The sequence below is a fragment of the Paracoccus versutus genome, assembly GCF_000763885.1.
GTDB lineage: Bacteria > Pseudomonadota > Alphaproteobacteria > Rhodobacterales > Rhodobacteraceae > Paracoccus > Paracoccus versutus.
The window spans coordinates 1-16,910 of the sequence record NZ_JRKO01000044.1; the positions used below are offsets into that span (position 1 = coordinate 1).

The following is a 16,910-nucleotide window of genomic DNA, read 5'->3' on the forward strand; positions in this document are numbered from 1 at the left end:
GCGCGCAAACCGAGACCATCCTGGCCACGGCGCGGGCGGCGGGCATCCCGATCCCCTCGGGCTGCGGCATGGGCATCTGCGGCACCTGCCAGGTGCTCAGGCTCTCGGGCCAGGTCCACATGGTCCACAACGGCGGCATCACCGACGAGGATGTCGAGGCGGGCTATATCCTCGCCTGCTGCTCAAGGCCCATCGGAAACGTTACCATCGATCTGTGAACAACAGGTGGGAAACCTGCCGTTCGCCAACAGACGAAAACAGCTTTCACACGAAGGATGAGGAGGAGAGATCGCATGAGCAGCAACAGAGGCGTGGTCTACATCGGCCCCGGCAAGGTCGAGGTGCAAAACATCGCCGACCCGAAACTGCAATCCCCCGACGGGCGCAAGATCGAGCATGGCGTGATCCTGAAGGTGGTCTCGACCAATATCTGCGGCTCGGACCAGCACATGGTGCGCGGCCGCACCACCGCCGAGCCGGGCCTGGTGCTGGGCCATGAGATCACCGGCGAGGTGATCGAGAAGGGCGCCGATGTCGAGATGCTGGAGATCGGCGACATCGTCTCGGTGCCGTTCAACGTCGCCTGCGGCCGCTGCCGCTGCTGCCGCGAAGGCGACACCGGCGTCTGCCTGACGGTGAACCCGGCCCGCGCCGGCGGCGCCTATGGTTATGTCGACATGGGCGGCTGGATCGGCGGCCAGGCGCGCTATGTCATGGTGCCCTATGCCGATTTCAACCTGCTGAAATTCCCGGATCGCGACCGCGCCCTGTCGAAGATCCGCGACCTGACCATGCTGTCGGACATCCTGCCCACCGGCTTCCACGGTGCGGTCAAGGCCGGCGTCGGCGTCGGCTCGGTGGTCTATGTCGCGGGCGCCGGCCCGGTGGGCCTTGCCGCGGCGGCCTCGGCCCGCATCCTCGGCGCGGCGGTGGTGATGATCGGCGACTTCAACAAGGAGCGGCTCGAGCATGCCCGCAAGGTCGGCTTCGAGCCGGTGGACCTGTCGAAATCCGACCGGCTGGGCGACATGATCGCCGAGATCACCGGCACGCCCGAGGTCGATTCGGCCATCGACGCGGTGGGCTTCGAGGCGCGCGGCCATTCCGGCGGCGAGCAGCCGGCCATCGTGCTGAACCAGATGATGGAGATCACCCGCGCCGCCGGCCAGATCGGCATCCCCGGGCTTTACGTCACCGAGGATCCGGGCGCGGTCGACAATGCCGCCAAGCAGGGCAGCCTGTCGATGCGCTTCGGCCTGGGCTGGGCCAAGGCGCAGTCGCTGCACACCGGCCAGACCCCGGTGCTGAAATACAACCGCCAGCTCATGCAGGCGATCCTGCACGACCGGCTGCCCATCGCCGATATCGTGAATGCGACGATCATCCCGCTGGACCAGGCGGTGGCGGGCTATGAAAGCTTCGACGCCGGCGTGGCCAAGAAATACGTGCTGGACCCGCATGGTGGCCTGGCTGCCTGAGACTGCCGACATTTGCATAAAAGAGGCTGGCCACGATCCGTGGCCGGTCTTTCATTTGGTTAAAGCTGAAGTCTCATAGTCAGGCGCCTGATGGAAAGCGCATAAACAGCGTAGCGCCTGTCGATCACCGCATGGATGCTGCCCGAAAGCCGCAAGGACAAGGCCGTGCATGCCGTCCTTGACGCGATCCGGCGGAGCTGAAGCGGCAGGCCGGCCTTCATTCCGCCGCGGTGGCACTCCGGGGCAGTCCGGCGGATGCAAGGCGTTCCAGCGCCTCGACGACCTGGATCCGGCGATAGGTCTCGGTCGCAAGCCCCTCGGCCGAGCGCAGGTTCTGCCGCGCCTCGAACGCCGCCTGCGGTTTTCGGCGGTGACCTCTTCATCTCAGGCGACCAGCCAGCGCGCATAATCGTCGTCATTTTCCTTGATCGGGATGCCGCTGCTGGACAAGGCGCCGGGCGCGCGGCGCAGCGCCACGATTTCCGAAACCGGGCGAAGCGCCTGCGTCGGGTTGAACTCGGTGCGCTTGTCGGTGCCCGCGATCTCGACATCGCTACCCGCCCCGAGGCATCATAGAGGAAGGCCGAGGCGATCCGGTCCAACGCCGCCTCGACCTCCTTCGGGCGATGCACGACCTGGCGCGGCGGCCGGTCGGGCACCGCAAGCCGGGTGATGCCGCGATCATTGATGGTGTCCAGCACCTTCCGGTGATCGTCGGTGCGCAGGATCACTCGCGCCGGGCCGGCCAGAAGTCATAGGGCCCATGGGCGCCGTGGCACTTGCCGATATGGAAGGCATAGATCTCGGGATAGACAGCGCGGCTGGTCCGGCGCGGCGGCTTTGCATCGCAATAGGCCATCATCGCGGCTTGCAGCAGGTGGGTGGCCCCCACACCGCCTGGGGGCTCGTCGATGACCAGCCTGAAACGGTCGAGCTCGGTCCAGTCGGGGAACAGGTCGTCCAGCCCTGAGGCGACACCGCCGATGCGGATCGAGAACATATCGGTGCGAAGCAGCGAAACCACATGCATGATTCATTCTTCAGCGGCAGGCATGACCACTATAAAGGGCGTTGGCGAACTGTCACGGGATATGCAGCGGTGACGCGGATTGAACCCAGTCGGCCTTTCATGGATCATCGTTCTTGCCACACCGACCGGTAGCCTTCAACGTAACATGTGTCACGCACTCGTCACGCTTACTGTTACGCGCTAAGGCTTTGAATATAAAGTAGAAATATATTTATACAACCATGTAACGTATTATATTTTATGAATAAATATTCACACGCACATGACATTCAGTCATACCTATTCCCATAATCATATGTGTTCATTTGCGTCGCAGCATCATCGCTTCTCAGATGATTTATATTAAACAATTTATTTTGATCCTACTGTAGCCGCGACGTTTACGCGTCACGGTTTTCACGCTCACCCACCTGTCAGGCGGCGAATTCGCGGATCGAGGATGGGACAATCCTGGATGCTACACAGGTTTTCATGCCGCAGGAGGCGAAAATTCTCCGTTGGTCGCCCGACGGAGCATGCATGCCACCTCGGACGACCGTACTCCGGTCGGATTAGCTCCAGGAAGCCCCGCAGCAGATGGGTCGATGCCTTTTGGGGTCAGAGTTAATCGAACACCGAACCCATCCGCAGAGAGAACAGGCGCTCGCAGGTTTTCAGCAGGCATGCGACGGCACGCGGCGTAACCGGCCGATTGTTCCCGCGGCGACTGTGCCTTGATGCAAGTGACGATTTTCTGGTCATCGACAAAGTCGTCGAGGAACGCGTGCCAGGTTTTGGTGGTGATGCGCGCGGCCGTGAGCATGTCTTTCGGTTCATCGATGCCGTCATCGGTCAGGGTGATGATGGTGTCGTCTGGGCCGGTATGGACGCTGATGCTCGCGCCGTAGCTCAGGTTGTCGTCATTGGAGACGATGGCTTCGAGCAGTTCGGGATCTTCGCCCAGCATCCTGGCGACGTAGTCGAGGGTGCGGACATGGGTGACGGTTGCCATCAGGCGGTCTCGGATAAGGTTTCGGTCGTCGGCGCCCAATTCCACGGCAGGAGTTCGTCGAGCCGGTTGATCTTGTGATCGTGGATACGGGTCAGGATGTCGGCCAGATAGGCCTGCGGAGCGAGGCCGTTCATCTTGACGGTCTCGATGATGGTCATGGCGGGAGCCAGCGAAGAGCCAGTTGCGGCGCCCGACACCGATCAGGCGCAGGGCGCGTTCTGCGGGATTGTTGTCGATCGCCACCCGGCCGTCCTCAAGGAAGAGGCTGAATGAGGAACGACGGCTGAGCCCGTAACGAAAGGCCTAGGCGAGATCACCCTTGCCCGGGATCAGCGAGAGTTGGCTCTCGGACCATGCGAAGAAGGCCTCGACCTTTGGGGCGCTGTGTTTTCCCGGCCGGCAAGACGGATATCAGCAGGACGGCCGTCGATCTCCCGCTCGATGTCATAGAGCACGCCGATGCGGTCGAGCGCCTCGCGGGCGATCACGGATTTGGTCTTAGTCCATTCGTCATGGAAGTCGCGCCGCAGGTGGGTCCAACACGCGGCCTTCCGAAGGCGGGGGTCGCCGACGATCTGCTGCGGCTCGTGCTGTCGCTTCGCTGCCGTGGCGATGATCTCATCATAGGCGGCTTTCATGCCGTAGAGCTTCAGCCGGCCTATCTTGCGGGATGCGCGTCTTCGACACGACGCGTCCAGCACCTGTGATCTTTCCATGGCTCGGTCTCCTCAGGCTGTCGTCGCGTTTGCAATCGGCCGCGGGCTCGCAGGCCAGCCGCAGCGCATCCGGCGTGGCGATGGTCAGCGGCGGTGTCGGTTCGCGATGCCGGGCCAGGATGTTCAGGACCACAGCTGCTGCCGGGGCGCCTTCGTTCAGGGCCTCGCGCAAGCGGATTCCACCGCATCCAGTCCGTCGGTCGGGATCATGCTCAGAGGATCTGGGCCATTTGCCGGTCGCCGTTTGGCACCTTGCCCAGCTTGCGCTGAACGCGCCTGATCGCTGGCGGCAGTTTCCATTCCTTGAAGGGAGCGCCGTTCCGGAGGGCGCCGGGCTTGCGGGCCAGCACCGGAATATCGTGCAGCGGATCGTAGATGGCCTGTCGCGGCCGAAGGCGCGGATGGGTTGGCCGACGATCCTGCCGTCCTGCCGGAACTCGACCCGTTCGGCATAGGCGCGGATCTCGACCGGTAGACCGACAGCGCGACCGTCCACCGAGTAGCGGTTCTTGTCGAATCGGACCAGGCAGGTCTTCGATACCGAGGCGGGCACGGCATGGAAGCCGTCGAAGGGGCCGGCATAGGGCACCAGGCTCGCACGCTCGTCCTGAAACACCCCCCAGATCGTGCGATCGCGAAGCTCCGGGTACGGATGCGACCTGGCCCATGCAACACAGCGGTCCTCGCGCCAGGCATTGAGTTCGGCATGGCTCTTGGACTTCGGTCGAGGCACGAAGAACCGCCGCCGGACAACGCCGACCTGGTTCTCGACCTGTCCCTGCGCCAGCGGGCTCGAACCGATGGCGCCACGCAGGCGCGGTCCCAGCCAGAGGCCGGGGTGCAGGGCCATTCATTGACGCGCCATTGGTTCAAGCCCAATGGACGGCGGCTCGACCAGATAGTGCCCGCACATCTGCCGGAGTGAGCCTGTGAACGCCAGCGGTTCGAGGGAACAGGCGAACGCGATTGCAGGCGCGGTCGCGGCCGACGAAGATCGTATCCACCGCCGTCTTCATGTTGTCGTAGATCCCACGAGCACAGCCCCTGAAGAAGGCGAAGGCCTTGTCATGAGCGTCGAAGATCGAAGCCATCGCGGCGCCATCGGTCCGAGCCTGATGGCTGAGGCTCCTGCGTCTCGCGCGGGCAGGCCCGGACAAACAGCATCCGGCTGTGGCAGAGGCGGACATGCGCCACCTTCACGGTGGTGGTCACCCCATCGATCACCACGATCCCGTGGCTCCGGTCGATGGGGTCGAGCCTCGCCCGGATCGAAGACCAGCGGCACACAGGCGGCGGCAGAAGCTTCCTGTTCTTCCCTGGACCACGAGGCCGCGTAACGCCGGACAGCATCGTAACCACTGTCATAGCCGAAGGACCGGAGTGCCTCGAAGATCCTGATCAGGATCAGGCGTTCGCGCTTCGGCTTCCGGGCGTTTGCCGCCAGCATCTCGTCGAGCTTGATTCTCCAAGGGCCGATCTTCAGCAGCGGCTGGATTGTCCGTTCATGGGTCAGTTCCGTCGCGCCGGACCGGATCACCTTCCGCACCGTTCGGCGTGGCCTCGAACCAATGGCGGCTCACGCCTCACTCCGCGAGACCCGAAACTCCCGGCAGATCTGCTTGATCGTCCTCTACTCCTGGAAATACGCCCGACGGATCTTCGCAATCGTCTCCACAATCAGCATCCCGCACTGTGCCCCCGATGACCACGGGGGCATCATGACCATCAGTGAAAGGGGGGCCGTTTGGGAAGCCGATCACCCCGTTACGGGGGCAGTTGGCCATGCCGGCTTACATTTGACATGCCGGCATGCAAATAAGGCCGGTCTCGGCCGGGAGGCCGGATTCCGGCCGTGCCACATGAAATTTCGAACACCGGCTCAAAATCGTCCTTCACGCAGGCGTGATGTGGGAATATGCACTATGCTGACCATGGCGAATGATGGATTCTCTGGATAAAGGCCAAGATCTTTGCTGCCGTAGACATCCTTACCAGCGAGGAGGCGCTTTCCGAGCGCACGACCAAGCTGCTGGCAATCATTTTTCTGCTTGTTGCCACTGCTTTATGCTTCAAGAACTATTCTGCGCCGAGCCTGCACTTTTTCTCGAAGAACTATTCGATCAAGCCCACCCTGATCTCCGGTGCCGCCGCATTGGCCATGCTGACGCCTCTTTATGCCCGTGGTATCCTCAGGTGGAGAAAATCGATCTATGGGCTGATCGTTTTTGTTCTGCTCTGGGCCGTGTATTCGGGCGATCATATCCATCGCCCTGAATGCCAGTTCGGATATCCCCGAATATCTTGTTGCGGCGGCGACGCTCTTGTCCTGGCTCGGGATTCGTGGTGTGGCGGGTTTTGCGTGGATCCTTGCCTTCGCGGCCTGCATATTTTCGATCATGAACACGAGTGCAGCGATGAGCGCTTATGGCTTCTCTTTGTCGTTTGCGCCTTCCTGGGGTGCATCCTTCACGCAGGGCTGAGTCCGGCGGATTTCGTCAGGGATGTCAGCGACGAATTCCACGCCAGAACAAAACCAGCAAGAGAGCGGATCGGCGAAGATGTCAGTGCCGCCGGCGAGCTGGGGAAACGCTTCCTGTAAGCGGTTGCGTTACGGGCTTGCCAGCCGCGCACCCAGATCCCGCACCATCTGCTGCAGCCGATGGAGGGCCAGCACCTCGACCTCTCCACCCCAGCGGGCAAGATGCCAGGCTATTTCCTGCAGGCCGCCGGCGTGGAAACGCACGATCAGGCTGCCGTCGTCCTGCGGCTCGTGCCTCTCGGCAGGGTGGAAGCGATAGCTGGCGGCACCGCGGGCAACGCGCGGGGAAAAGCGCCGGACGATGCCCTCGGGTTCCTCCTGCCAGATCCCAGTTGTGGGCATAACTTTTCAGGCTGAAGCCTGGGGCGCCACGAAAGGCGCGTTCGACAGCACCACCTTCGACGGCGACCCAGATGGCCGAGGGGATCGTCTTGCGCAATTGTGCCATGATCGGCGGGTCAAGGTTTTCGTGCGAACCGGGACGCAGGGCAATCGTTGCCCGCCGAGCTCAAGGAACGGGGTGCCCGCCCTTTGCTTTGCTGCTCTCAGTCCAAAGCCTTGCATGCCTGGGCGATGGCGGCGCAGGCCGCTTCGATGATCTCCATCGAGGTTGCGGTCGAGATGCGGAAATAGGGTTCTAGCCCGTAGGCCCCGCCATGGACCGAGGCGACGCCCGCCGCTTCCAGAAGATACAGGCTGAAATCCAGGTCGTTCCTGATCGTCTTTCCGTCCGGCGTCCTCTTGCCGATCATGCCCGCGCAGCTGGGATAGAGATAGAAGGCGCCGTCCGGCAGGCTGCAGCTGAGGCCGGGAATCGCGTTGATCAGCGCATGGGCGCGGTCGCGCCGCTGGCGATAGACCGCCACGGCCTCGTCGACCGAGCGCTGGTCCGAGGTCAGGGCGGCGGCCGCCGCCGCTTGGCTGATCGACGAGGGGCAGGACGACATTTGCGATTGCAGCTTGTTGATCGCATCGATCAGCGCCAGCGGCCCGACGCCGTAGCCGATCCGCCAGCCGGTCATGGCATAGGACTTGGAGACGCCGTTGACGACCAGGGCCTGCGGCTTCAGCTCGGGCAGGACGGTCAGGATGCTGCAGGGCTCGAAACCGGCGAACCAGATCCGGTCGTAGATCTCGTCGCAGAGGACCATCACATGCGGATGCCGCAGCAGCACCTGTCCCAGCGCCCGCAGCTCGTCCGCGCTGTAGGCGGCGCCGGTCGGGTTGGAGGGTGAGTTCAGGATCACCCAGCGGGTGTTCGCGGTGATCGCGGCCTCCAGCGCGTCGGGGGTCAGCTTGAAGCCGACCTCCTCGCCGCAGGGAACGATGACCGGCGTGCCGCCGTTGGCGATGACCATGTCGGGATAGGACACCCAATAGGGCGCCGGGACGATGACCTCGTCGCCGGGTTCGACGGTGGCCATCAGCGCCACGAACAGCACCTGCTTGGCGCCGCCGCCGACGCAGATCTCGTTGAGCCCGCAGTCGATGCTCAGCCGCGTCCTGAAGTCGTGCTGGATGGCCTTGCGAAGCTCGACCGTGCCGTTGACCGAGGTGTATTTCGTCTCGCCATTCTCCATCGCCCTGATGGCGGCGGCCTTGATGTGGTCGGGCGTGTCGAAATCGGGCTCGCCCACGGTGAGGTTGAAGATCCTGCGTCCCTCGGCCTGCAGGTCGCGGACCTTCTGCGCGGCGGCGGTGCTGGGCGAGACGCGGATGCTGGTGACGCGCGAGGCGAGTTTGATGTTGCTCAAGGCAATCTCCATCGGTGCGGATTGTTCGGATGCCGGCGGGGCGGCGCGTTACTTGTTGCCGGTCAGGATCACGTCGTCGCCCACGCGCTTGGCGGTGCGCAGGCCGCCGGGGACTTGCAGCGTCGGCAGCAGCTCGATCAGGTTGATGTTGACGTATTGCGGCGTCCCGACCGCATATTCCACGGCGTCGGCGATGTCCGAGACCTGCGGCATCTCGAAGCCTTCGTAATATTTGCGCTTCGCCTCGGCGGGGTCGATCTTCTCGACCTTGGCAAAGATGTCGGTCTCGACCCGGCCGGGGCTGATCTCGGTCACTCGGACCCGGCGGCCGAAGGCATCGACGCGCAATTGGCGCGAGACGGTATGCATCGCCGCCTTGGTGGCGTGATAGGCGATATGGCCGCCGAACTCGTAATGCCCGGCCATCGAGGTGATGTTGACGATATGGCCGCGGTCGCGCTCCATCATGCCCGGCAACAGCAGGCGGGCCAAGTGCAGGGCGGCGCGCAGGTTGACGTCGATCTGCTCGTCGATGTCGAAGGCGCTGGAGGTGAGGATGCTGCCCGGCCGCGATACGCCGGCATTGTTCACCAGCACGTCGATTTCCAGATCCTTCACCAGCGCGGACACCGCCTCGGTGTCGGAAACGTCGATCACATGCGGGATCGCGCCGCAATGCGCCGCCAGTTCCTGCAGCTTTTCGGCGTTGCGGGCCAGGGCGTGAACGGTCAGGCCCTTCGCGCGCAGCCGCTCGGCGATCGCCCAGCCCATTCCGCCCGAGGCGCCCGTTACCAATGCCGTCTTGTAATCCGCGAATGCCATGGTTCTGTCTTTCTTCTCGTGAATGCGCCGGGGGTCAGATGTGACGGGTCAGCGGGGCGATGGTCGCGCCGCCGGCCGTGATGCCTTTGCGCAGGCGCTGCGCCAGATCGACGGCGCCCGCGGTGTCGGAATGGACCAGGATCGACTGCACCGGCATCGGGATGACCTGGCCGTCCACCGTGTCGACCTGCCGGTCGCGGATGACCCGCATGACGCGGGCCACCACCTGCTCGGCGTCGTGAATCACCGCCCCTGGCTGGCTGCGGGGGGCAAGCTGGCCGCTGGCCAGATAGCCGCGGTCGGCCAGGAACAGGCGGACCACGTTGCCGCCCATCTCCAGCGCGGCCTGTTCCAGGGCGCTGCCCGGCAGGACCAGGAACGCGATCTCGGGGTCGAAGGCCATGGTCGCGCGCGCCACTGCCGCCGCGATGGCGGGATCGGAGCTTGCGAGATTGCCAAGCGCGCCATGCGGGTTCATGTGGGTGATGCGATGCCCGGCGCGGCCCGCCAGCCCGGCCAGCGCGCCCAGCTGATACAGCAGATGGCATTCCAGTTCCGGCAGGTCCATGTCCATCCGGCGGCGGCCGAAACCCATGCGGTCGGGAAAGCTGACATGCGCGCCCAGGTCGACGCCATGCTCCCTGGCCAGCCGGATCGTGCGGTCCATGATGACCGGATCGCCGGCATGGTAGCCGCAGGCCACGTTGGCCGAGCTGATCTGCGCCATCAGCGCCTCGTCGTCGGCGATGCGGTAGGGGCCGAAGCCCTCTCCCATGTCCGAGTTGATGTCGATGATCATGGCCTGGTCTCCAATGTCAGGACGGGGTCGCCGTGGCCGAACAGGGTGCCCGGCGCCGGGATGCCGGACGCTATGATGCCATCCGCCGGGGCGGTGACGGCGGCACGGACGGCGCCCTGCGCGACATAGCCCAGAAGCTCGGCGGCGCGGACGGCGTCGCCGGGTGCGATCGCGGGCAGCCCGTCGTCGCTGCCGCGCGGCAGGAAGGTGCCGATATCGGGGCTGCACGCGGCGGCGGTTGCGGTCGCGGGCTTTGCCTCGGCCGCGGTGGCCGGTGCGGGCCCGGCCGGCAGGGCCAGGCGCAGGAACATGTCCCCGCCCTCTATTTCCAGCGTGCCGACGCCATGCGCGCGCATCGCGTCCAGAAGCCGGGCGAGGTCTTGCTTGTCGAACATCAGAGCCATCCCCTCTGCCGGGTCAGAAATCCTTCCAACTGCGTGCGAATCCCGGCCAGCCATTCCTGTTGCGTCCTTGCGGCCAGGGCCGCCTCGGCCAGCGTCACCTGGCGAAAGCGCAGGCGGTCGCCCGGCCGGGCCTGCGCGATGCGCCACAGGTCGGGCTCGATGACCGCCGCGATCTTTGGATAGCCGCCCATGGTCGCGGAATCGGCCAGCTGGATGATCGGCTGCCCGCCGCCCGGCACCTGCACGATCCCCGGCGCGATCCCGTGCGAGCGCAATTCGCCGGACGCCTCATAGGCCAGGGTCTCACCTTCCAGCCGATAGCCCTGGCGGTTGCTTTGCTGGCTGACCGTGTAGGGCGTGGTCCAGAACGCCTCGCGCGAGGCCGGGGCGAAATCCCCATGCTCGGCCGAGGGCAGGGCGCGCAGTTCGATCTCCGCGGCACCCGCGGCGCGCAGCGCGGGCATGGTCAGGCTAAGCCCCACAGGCGGCAGCGGCAGCGTCTCCGACGCGGCGCGCAGCACGTCGCCGGCGGCAAGGACGCGGCCTTCGAGCCCGCCGAAGCCTTCGCGCAGTTGCGTGCTGCGCGAGCCCAGCACCGCCGGCACGTCGATCCCGCCGGGCAGCGCCAGATAGCTGCGGGCGCCGGATGTCATCGGGCCAAGCTCCAGCACATCGCCCGCATCGGCCATGCCCGCCCAGACGCGGGGCAGGGGTCGTCCGGCCAGCGTCGCGCCGCAGGCCGCGCCCGCCAGCGCAAAGGCCCCGGCCTGCCGGAACCGGAACCGTGCCGGGGTCAAGGGGATCTCCAGCGTCGCGGCATCGACGTCATTGCCCAGCAGCATGTTCGCGACGCTGTGCGACAGGGCATCCATGACGCCGGCGCGGCCAAGGCCCTGCGACCAGTAGCCGTCGCGCCCCAGATCCTGCACCGTCGCGGCGGGCGGAATGAACAGAACCTCGATCATGCCTTGACCTCGACGGGGTTGAAGCGGATCCGGTCGCCGGGCCGCAGCAGCGCGGCGGGCGTGCGCTCGGGGTCGAAGAAGGACAGGTCGGTGCTGCCGATGGTGTTCCAGCCGCTGGGGCCCGCCGAGGCCGAGACCCCGGTCTGCAACCCCGCCAGCGACAGCGACCCGCCCGGCAGCCGGGGCAGCGGCACCTTGCGCCGCGGCGTTTCCAGCCGGGGATCGAGACCGCCCAGATAGCAATAGCCGGCATGGCTGCCGACCGCATAGACGGTGTATTCCGGCGCGGCATGCAGGCGCACCACCTGATCCACGGGCAGGCCGGTCATCCCGGCCACCTCGGCCAGATGCGGGCCGTCATAGGCCATGTCGATCGCCAGAAGCCGGCCCTCGACCTGTTTGCGGATGCCGCTTTCCCACAGCGCGGCCAGATCCCTCTCGATCCGGTCCAGCCCGGTCGGGACATGGTCCAAAAGCAGGGTGACATTGGTCATGCCGGGCACGGCCTCGCGGACACCCTTCCAGGTGGCGGCCTCGTCGGCGATGGCCCAGATGCGCTGCTGGTTGGCGAGATCGAACGGGCAGGAGGGCTGGAACAGCACCGCCCGGCTGCCGATCATGGAGAGCTTCGCGTCAGGCATGGCGGGACTTCCGTGCTTCGAGCCAGTGTTCGAGATGGTGGATGCTGACCCCCCCGGCCGAAAAGCCGGGGTCCGCCAGCATCTGCCGGTGCAGCGGGATATTGGTCGAGACGCCTTCCACCCGCGCCTCGTCCAGCGCGGTGCGGGCGCGGGCCAGCGCTTCGTCGCGGTCGGCGCCATGGGCGATGATCTTGCCGATCATGGAATCGTAGCTCGCCGGGATCACCGAGCCGGCGCCGACATGGGTATCCACGCGGATGCCCGGCCCGCCCGGCACATGCATCGCCGTGATCCGGCCGGGGCTGGGGGCGAAGCTGTCCGGGTCCTCGGCATTGATCCGGCATTCGACGGCATGGCCCAGGGTGCGCACCTGTTCCTGGGTGATCGGCAGCGGGTTGCCGCGCGCCACGTCGATCTGCATGGCCAGGATGTCCAGCCCCGTGACCATTTCCGTCACCGGGTGTTCGACCTGGATACGGGTGTTCATCTCGATGAAATAGAACTGCCCGTCCTCGAAGAGGAACTCGAAGGTGCCCGCGCCGACATAGCCGATCCGGCGGCAGGAGGCGGCGCAGCGTTCGCCGATTTCCGCGATCAGCGCGCGGTCGATCCCCGGCGCGGGGGCTTCCTCGATCAGCTTCTGGTGGCGGCGCTGCATCGAGCAGTCGCGGTCGCCCAGCCAGAGCGCATGGCCATGCCCATCGGCAAGCACCTGGATTTCCACATGGCGCGGCTTTTCGAGGAATTTCTCGATATAGATGTCCGCATTGCCGAAAAAGCGGCCCGCCTCCTGCCGCGTGACCATGAAGGCGCTGGCCAGCTCGGCTTCGGCCCGCACGACGCGCATGCCGCGCCCGCCGCCGCCGCCGGCCGCCTTCAGGATGACGGGATAGCCGATCCCGGCGGCGATCCGGCGGATTTCCTCGGGATCGTCCGGCAGCACGCTGTCGGGGCCGGGCACGCAGGGCACGCCGGCGGCGATCATGGCGCGCTTGGCCTCGACCTTGTCGCCCATCATCCGCATGACCGAGGCGCTGGGTCCGACCAGCCGCCGGCCGGCCGCCTCGACGGCCTCGGCGAATTCCGGGCGTTCCGAGAGGAAGCCATAGCCGGGATGGATCAGGCCCGCGCCGCTGGCCTCGGCGGCCGCCAGAAGGGCGGGGATGTTCAGATAGCTCTTGGCGGCGGGCGCGGGACCGATGCAGATCGCCTGGTCGGCCAGCGGCAGCCATGCCGCGTCGCGATCCGCCTCGGAATGCGCGCAGACGACGCGCAGGCCCAGCCGGCGGCAGGCGCGGATGATGCGCAGGGCGATCTCGCCCCGATTGGCGACCAGCAGGCAGTCCATGTCGATCGCGGCCATCAGCGGATCCTCATCAGGGGCGCGCCGGCCTCGACCGTCGCGCCGTCGCCGACCAGGATGGCCTCGACGGTGCCTGCTTGGGGTGCGGGTATGGGGGTCATCATCTTCATCGCCTCGATGATGCAGATCGTCTGCCCGGCCTCGACGCGGGCGCCCGGCTCGACAAAGGCCGCCCCGCCGGATTCGGGGCGCAGGTGGCACAGGCCGGCCAGCGGGGCGGTGACGGCATCCGCCTCGGGTGCCGGGACCGGCGGCGCTGCCGCCGCGGCGGCGGGTGGCGCGGGCTGGGCGCCGCCGGCCGCGCCGCGGCGGATGGTGATCCGGTGCCCCTCGGCCGAAAAGGCGAACTCGGCGAGATGGTTGTCTGCGGCCCATTCCATCCCCGCGATGATGGAGTCGATGGTGATCGGCATGCGAAGGGCGTCGTCCCTGTGCGAAGTTGCGTTCTTTTGCGATTGGTAGCACCGCCGCTTTGCAATGATGTCAGAGCGGTTTCGCATGACCCGGTGCGGGGCATCGCGAAACCCGATCACATCAGATGCAGACGCTCTTATGCCTGGGGGCTGCGTCCTTCCTATGCTGCCGGCCGATCACCCCCGGCCCCGGCCGCGATATTCCAGCAAGGAGAAGCACGACGTGCCCCATATCATCACCAGGATCGAACGTGCCGCCGCAGCGGATGTGGCCGCGCTGTCGAAATTCGGCAGCGCCACGATTCACGAGGCGCAGGGTCGGCTGGGCGCGCTGAGCTCGCGCCTGAAGCCCGTCGACCGCGCCATGTCGGTCTGCGGCCCCGCCTTCACCGTGCAAAGCGCGCCGCGCGACAACATCATGCTGCAACTGGCGATCCATTATGCCCAGCCCGGCGACGTCGTCATCGTCTCGGCCGGGGAATACGAGGAGGCGGGCTGCTTCGGCGACGTCCTGGCCAATGCCTGCCTGGCCAAGGGCATTGCCGGCGTCGTCACCGATACCGGGGTGCGCGACACACAGGAGCTGATCCGGCTGGGCCTGCCGGTGTTTTCGCTGAGCGTCTGCATCAAGGGCACGGTCAAGGAAACGCTGGGCCAGATCAACGGCGACATCGTCATCGGCGGCCAGGTCGTGCGGCCGGGCGACGTGATCCGGGGCGATGCGGACGGCCTGGTCGTCGTGCGCCGCGAGGATGCCGCCGAGGTGGCGCGCAAATCCGCCGCCCGCGAAGCGGACGAGGCCGGCTATATCGAGGCCTACAAATCCGGCCGGACGGTGATCGACGTCTGCAATCTCGAGGCGGTGCTGAAGGCCAAGGGCCTGACCACCGATCTTTGACGACCCCTCTTTGACAAGACATGTCCTGCGCCTCGCCGGGGTGCAGGGTCAGGCCGAGGATTCCCGCACGATCAGGTCCGTCTGGATCTCGATCCGGGCGGGCGGCGCGTCGGAATCCTGTCGCAGCAGGGCGACGATCAGATCCGCGGCCTTGCCGCCGATGGTGCCGGCATGGACATCGATCGTGGTCAGGCGCGGCACGCTGATCGTGCCGATCTCGTAATTGCCGAAGCCGGCCACCGCCAGATCGCGGGGGATGCCGATGCCCCGCCTCTGGCATTCCGAGATCACCCCGAAAGCCACCAGGTCCGAGACGCAGACGACCGCCCGTGTCGTCGGATGGTTGTCCAGCAACGTCCCGAGCGCCTGCGCCCCTTCGGCCATTCCGACCGGAGCGGTGCCCGCGGGAACCAGCCGCGTGTCGTCCAGCCCATGGCGGCGCATCGCCTGGACAAAGCCGCGTCGGCGCTGGCCGCCGCGCGGATCGCGCGGCGATTCACCGCCGATGAAGGCGATGTCGCGATAGCCCGAGGCGACCAGGTGATCCACCAGCCGGCCAATGCAAGCGGTGTTGGAAACGCCCACCACATGTCGGATCGGCTCGGCGGGCAGGTCCCAGATCTCGATCACGGGAATCCGCGTCGCCCGCAGCATTTGCCGCGTCCTGCGGGTATAGTCGCCCACTGTCAGGACGATCGCCTCGGGCTTGCGGCGCAGCAGCTGGCCGATCAGCCTTTCCTCTTCGTGCGGGTCATATTCGGTATTGGCCAGCAGGATCTGCAAGCCGTTCCGGGACAGCCCGCGCGAGAGTTGCCGCACGGTTTCCGCGAAGTTTGCATTGTTGATCGAGGGCACGGTGACCGCCACGAAGCCGGTCCGGTTTTGCCTGAGGCTGGCGGCGGTTGCGTCGAAGACATAGCCAAGCTCCTCGGCCTTGGCCAGAATCCGTGCCCGTGTCTGCGAGTTGACGCCCTCGTCGCCGCGAAAGGCCCGCGAGACGGTCATCGCGGAAACCCCGACCGCCTTGGCGATATCCGCCATCTTCACGGTTGCGCTGTGAAATCCGTCCCTGCTCATGCCGCCACATGCCCCTGCCGAAAGGGCAGGCTAGACGCTGCGGGATGCGGTCACAACACCCCGCGGCACGGGCTGGCCTGCCGCGGGAATCGCAGCAGGCCTCGCGCCGGCCGCCCGGCACGAGGGGATGATGCGCGCTTAGAGCGAAACACTGATCGCCCCGTCCACATAGAGCGTGTGCCCGTTCACGAAGCTCGAGGCGTCCGAGGACAGGAAGATGCAGGCCCCCACCAGTTCCTCGACCAGGCCCCAGCGCCCGGCGGGCGTGCGCTTTTCCAGCCAGGCCGAGAAGTCGGGGTCCGCGACCAGCGCGGCGTTCAGCGGCGTGTCGAAATATCCCGGCGCGATGGCATTGCATTGCAGCCCGTGGCGGGCCCAGTCCGTGGCCATGCCCTTGGTCAGGTTGCCGACGGCGCCCTTGGTGGCAGTATAGGGGGCGATGCCCGGCCGTGCCAATGCGGTCTGGACCGAGCAGATATTGACGATCTTGCCGCGGCCGCGCCGGATCATGTGCCGCGCCACCGCTTGGCCGACGTGAAAGACCGAGGCGATGTTGGTCTGCAGCAGGGCCTCGAACCTGTCAGCCGGGAAATCTTCGAGCGGCGTGCGATACTGCATGCCGGCATTGTTGACCAGGATGTCGATGGGCCCGGTCGTGGCCTCGAAACCGTCGATCGCGGCGCGGACTTCGTCATGGCGCGTCACGTCGAAGGGCAGGGCCCGGATCTCGGCCTCGGGCAGTTCCGCCTGCAGCGCGGCGCGCGCCTCCTCCAGCCGTTCCGGGTTCCGGGCGTTCAGCACGACCGCGGCGCCGCTTTTCGCCAGCCCCCGCGCCAGCGCGTGACCGATGCCCTGCGACGACCCCGTCACCAGCGCGCGGCGGCCCGCCAACCCGAACATGCTTTCCACAAATCCATTCGTTCCGGCCATCCCAGATACTCCGTTTGGGGCTCGACAAATCCGTCCGACTCGTGTTTGTTATCGATAACAATCCGAGTCAAGGGCCCGCTGAAGGGGCGA

Annotated in this window: 17 protein-coding genes and 2 pseudogenes; 4 read left to right on the plus strand and 15 right to left on the minus strand. The window is 66.1% G+C overall.

Annotation, left to right across the window (positions count from 1 at the left end; translation table 11 throughout):
* Together IT40_RS18555 and fdhA are read left to right on the plus strand one after the other, a co-directional pair.
* On the plus strand, positions 1–218 hold a 218-nt coding region (locus tag IT40_RS18555), incomplete at its 5' end, for a 2Fe-2S iron-sulfur cluster-binding protein (RefSeq protein ID WP_036758236.1).
* Between the two features lie 75 nt (positions 219–293).
* On the plus strand, positions 294–1,478 hold the full coding sequence (fdhA, locus tag IT40_RS18560) for a formaldehyde dehydrogenase, glutathione-independent (protein ID WP_036758238.1): 1,185 nt from the start codon (positions 294–296) through the stop codon (positions 1,476–1,478).
* A 727-nt stretch (positions 1,479–2,205) separates the two neighbouring features.
* Here the strand turns inward: fdhA and IT40_RS18565 are convergent.
* The 4 genes and pseudogenes from IT40_RS18565 to IT40_RS18585 form a co-directional block, all read right to left on the minus strand.
* Positions 2,206–2,508, minus strand: coding sequence for a hypothetical protein (locus IT40_RS18565; protein WP_036758240.1), 303 nt, complete (start codon positions 2,506–2,508; stop codon positions 2,206–2,208).
* 469 nt (positions 2,509–2,977) lie between these two features.
* Positions 2,978–3,499, minus strand: a complete 522-nt coding sequence (locus IT40_RS30155) for a hypothetical protein (protein WP_243700343.1) — start codon at positions 3,497–3,499, stop codon at positions 2,978–2,980.
* Positions 3,499–4,068, minus strand: a pseudogene (locus tag IT40_RS30550) (IS66 family transposase); the annotation flags it as partial. The pseudogene IT40_RS30550 and the gene IT40_RS30155, both read right to left, overlap by 1 nt.
* A gap of 52 nt (positions 4,069–4,120) precedes the next feature.
* A pseudogene (locus IT40_RS18585) lies at positions 4,121–5,839 on the minus strand (IS21/IS408/IS1162 family transposase).
* A gap of 534 nt (positions 5,840–6,373) precedes the next feature.
* On the opposite strand from IT40_RS18585, the gene IT40_RS28785 reads away from it, so the two are divergent.
* Positions 6,374–6,814 (plus strand): hypothetical protein, encoded by a 441-nt coding sequence (locus tag IT40_RS28785; protein ID WP_147307323.1) that lies wholly within the window; start codon positions 6,374–6,376, stop codon positions 6,812–6,814.
* 9 nt (positions 6,815–6,823) lie between these two features.
* Here IT40_RS28785 and IT40_RS18590 read toward each other — a convergent pair whose 3' ends face one another.
* The 9 genes from IT40_RS18590 to IT40_RS18630 form a co-directional block, all read right to left on the minus strand.
* The gene (locus IT40_RS18590; RefSeq protein WP_036758245.1) at positions 6,824–7,096 is read right to left on the minus strand and encodes a WYL domain-containing protein; all 273 of its coding nucleotides are present in this window, start codon (positions 7,094–7,096) and stop codon (positions 6,824–6,826) included.
* Positions 7,097–7,299: 203 nt separating this feature from the next.
* Entirely contained in the window at positions 7,300–8,508 is a 1,209-nt protein-coding gene (locus tag IT40_RS18595; RefSeq protein ID WP_420874811.1) for an aspartate transaminase, read from the minus strand.
* A gap of 48 nt (positions 8,509–8,556) precedes the next feature.
* On the minus strand, positions 8,557–9,330 hold the full coding sequence (locus tag IT40_RS18600; protein ID WP_036758249.1) for an SDR family oxidoreductase: 774 nt from the start codon (positions 9,328–9,330) through the stop codon (positions 8,557–8,559).
* Positions 9,331–9,364: 34 nt separating this feature from the next.
* Positions 9,365–10,129: a LamB/YcsF family protein gene (locus IT40_RS18605; protein ID WP_036758252.1), complete on the minus strand. Its 765-nt coding sequence runs from the start codon at positions 10,127–10,129 to the stop codon at positions 9,365–9,367.
* The gene (locus tag IT40_RS18610) at positions 10,126–10,524 is read right to left on the minus strand and encodes a hypothetical protein (protein ID WP_036758253.1); all 399 of its coding nucleotides are present in this window, start codon (positions 10,522–10,524) and stop codon (positions 10,126–10,128) included. Before IT40_RS18610 ends, IT40_RS18605 begins: the two co-directional genes overlap by 4 nt.
* The gene (locus tag IT40_RS18615; protein ID WP_036758254.1) at positions 10,524–11,498 is read right to left on the minus strand and encodes a 5-oxoprolinase subunit C family protein; all 975 of its coding nucleotides are present in this window, start codon (positions 11,496–11,498) and stop codon (positions 10,524–10,526) included. Before IT40_RS18615 ends, IT40_RS18610 begins: the two co-directional genes overlap by 1 nt.
* Positions 11,495–12,139: a 5-oxoprolinase subunit PxpB gene (gene pxpB, locus IT40_RS18620; protein WP_036758255.1), complete on the minus strand. Its 645-nt coding sequence runs from the start codon at positions 12,137–12,139 to the stop codon at positions 11,495–11,497. Before pxpB ends, IT40_RS18615 begins: the two co-directional genes overlap by 4 nt.
* Positions 12,132–13,502 (minus strand): acetyl-CoA carboxylase biotin carboxylase subunit, encoded by a 1,371-nt coding sequence (gene accC, locus IT40_RS18625; protein ID WP_116171263.1) that lies wholly within the window; start codon positions 13,500–13,502, stop codon positions 12,132–12,134. Before accC ends, pxpB begins: the two co-directional genes overlap by 8 nt.
* Entirely contained in the window at positions 13,502–13,915 is a 414-nt protein-coding gene (locus IT40_RS18630; protein WP_036758257.1) for an acetyl-CoA carboxylase biotin carboxyl carrier protein, read from the minus strand. Before IT40_RS18630 ends, accC begins: the two co-directional genes overlap by 1 nt.
* Positions 13,916–14,138: 223 nt before the next feature.
* Here IT40_RS18630 and IT40_RS18635 point away from each other — a divergent pair, with 223 nt between their 5' ends.
* On the plus strand, positions 14,139–14,813 hold the full coding sequence (locus tag IT40_RS18635; protein WP_036758317.1) for a 4-carboxy-4-hydroxy-2-oxoadipate aldolase/oxaloacetate decarboxylase: 675 nt from the start codon (positions 14,139–14,141) through the stop codon (positions 14,811–14,813).
* Positions 14,814–14,861: 48 nt separating this feature from the next.
* On the opposite strand, the gene IT40_RS18640 is transcribed toward IT40_RS18635, so the two are convergent.
* Both IT40_RS18640 and IT40_RS18645 read right to left on the minus strand, forming a co-directional pair.
* Positions 14,862–15,890 carry a LacI family DNA-binding transcriptional regulator gene (locus tag IT40_RS18640; RefSeq protein WP_243700276.1) on the minus strand — a complete coding sequence of 343 codons (1,029 nt, stop codon included), beginning with the start codon at positions 15,888–15,890 and terminating at the stop codon, positions 14,862–14,864.
* A 138-nt stretch (positions 15,891–16,028) separates the two neighbouring features.
* Positions 16,029–16,820, minus strand: coding sequence for an SDR family oxidoreductase (locus IT40_RS18645; RefSeq protein ID WP_036758260.1), 792 nt, complete (start codon positions 16,818–16,820; stop codon positions 16,029–16,031).
* Positions 16,821–16,910 lie beyond the last annotated feature (90 nt).

Bases quoted from the DNA above. Each gene is read 5' to 3' on its own strand.
- accC (WP_116171263.1), bottom strand. From the start codon at position 13,502: ATGGCCGCGATCGACATGGACTGCCTGCTGGTCGCCAATCGGGGCGAG.
- pxpB (WP_036758255.1), bottom strand. From the start codon at position 12,139: ATGCCTGACGCGAAGCTCTCCATGATCGGCAGCCGGGCGGTGCTGTTC.
- IT40_RS18590 (WP_036758245.1), bottom strand. From the start codon at position 7,096: ATGCCCACAACTGGGATCTGGCAGGAGGAACCCGAGGGCATCGTCCGG.
- IT40_RS18600 (WP_036758249.1), bottom strand. From the start codon at position 9,330: ATGGCATTCGCGGATTACAAGACGGCATTGGTAACGGGCGCCTCGGGC.
- IT40_RS28785 (WP_147307323.1), top strand. From the start codon at position 6,374: ATGCTGACGCCTCTTTATGCCCGTGGTATCCTCAGGTGGAGAAAATCG.
- IT40_RS30155 (WP_243700343.1), bottom strand. From the start codon at position 3,499: ATGGCAACCGTCACCCATGTCCGCACCCTCGACTACGTCGCCAGGATG.
- IT40_RS18630 (WP_036758257.1), bottom strand. From the start codon at position 13,915: ATGCCGATCACCATCGACTCCATCATCGCGGGGATGGAATGGGCCGCA.
- IT40_RS18605 (WP_036758252.1), bottom strand. From the start codon at position 10,129: ATGATCATCGACATCAACTCGGACATGGGAGAGGGCTTCGGCCCCTAC.
- IT40_RS18615 (WP_036758254.1), bottom strand. From the start codon at position 11,498: ATGATCGAGGTTCTGTTCATTCCGCCCGCCGCGACGGTGCAGGATCTG.
- IT40_RS18565 (WP_036758240.1), bottom strand. From the start codon at position 2,508: ATGCATGTGGTTTCGCTGCTTCGCACCGATATGTTCTCGATCCGCATC.
- IT40_RS18610 (WP_036758253.1), bottom strand. From the start codon at position 10,524: ATGTTCGACAAGCAAGACCTCGCCCGGCTTCTGGACGCGATGCGCGCG.
- IT40_RS18645 (WP_036758260.1), bottom strand. From the start codon at position 16,820: ATGGCCGGAACGAATGGATTTGTGGAAAGCATGTTCGGGTTGGCGGGC.
- fdhA (WP_036758238.1), top strand. From the start codon at position 294: ATGAGCAGCAACAGAGGCGTGGTCTACATCGGCCCCGGCAAGGTCGAG.
- IT40_RS18640 (WP_243700276.1), bottom strand. From the start codon at position 15,890: ATGAGCAGGGACGGATTTCACAGCGCAACCGTGAAGATGGCGGATATC.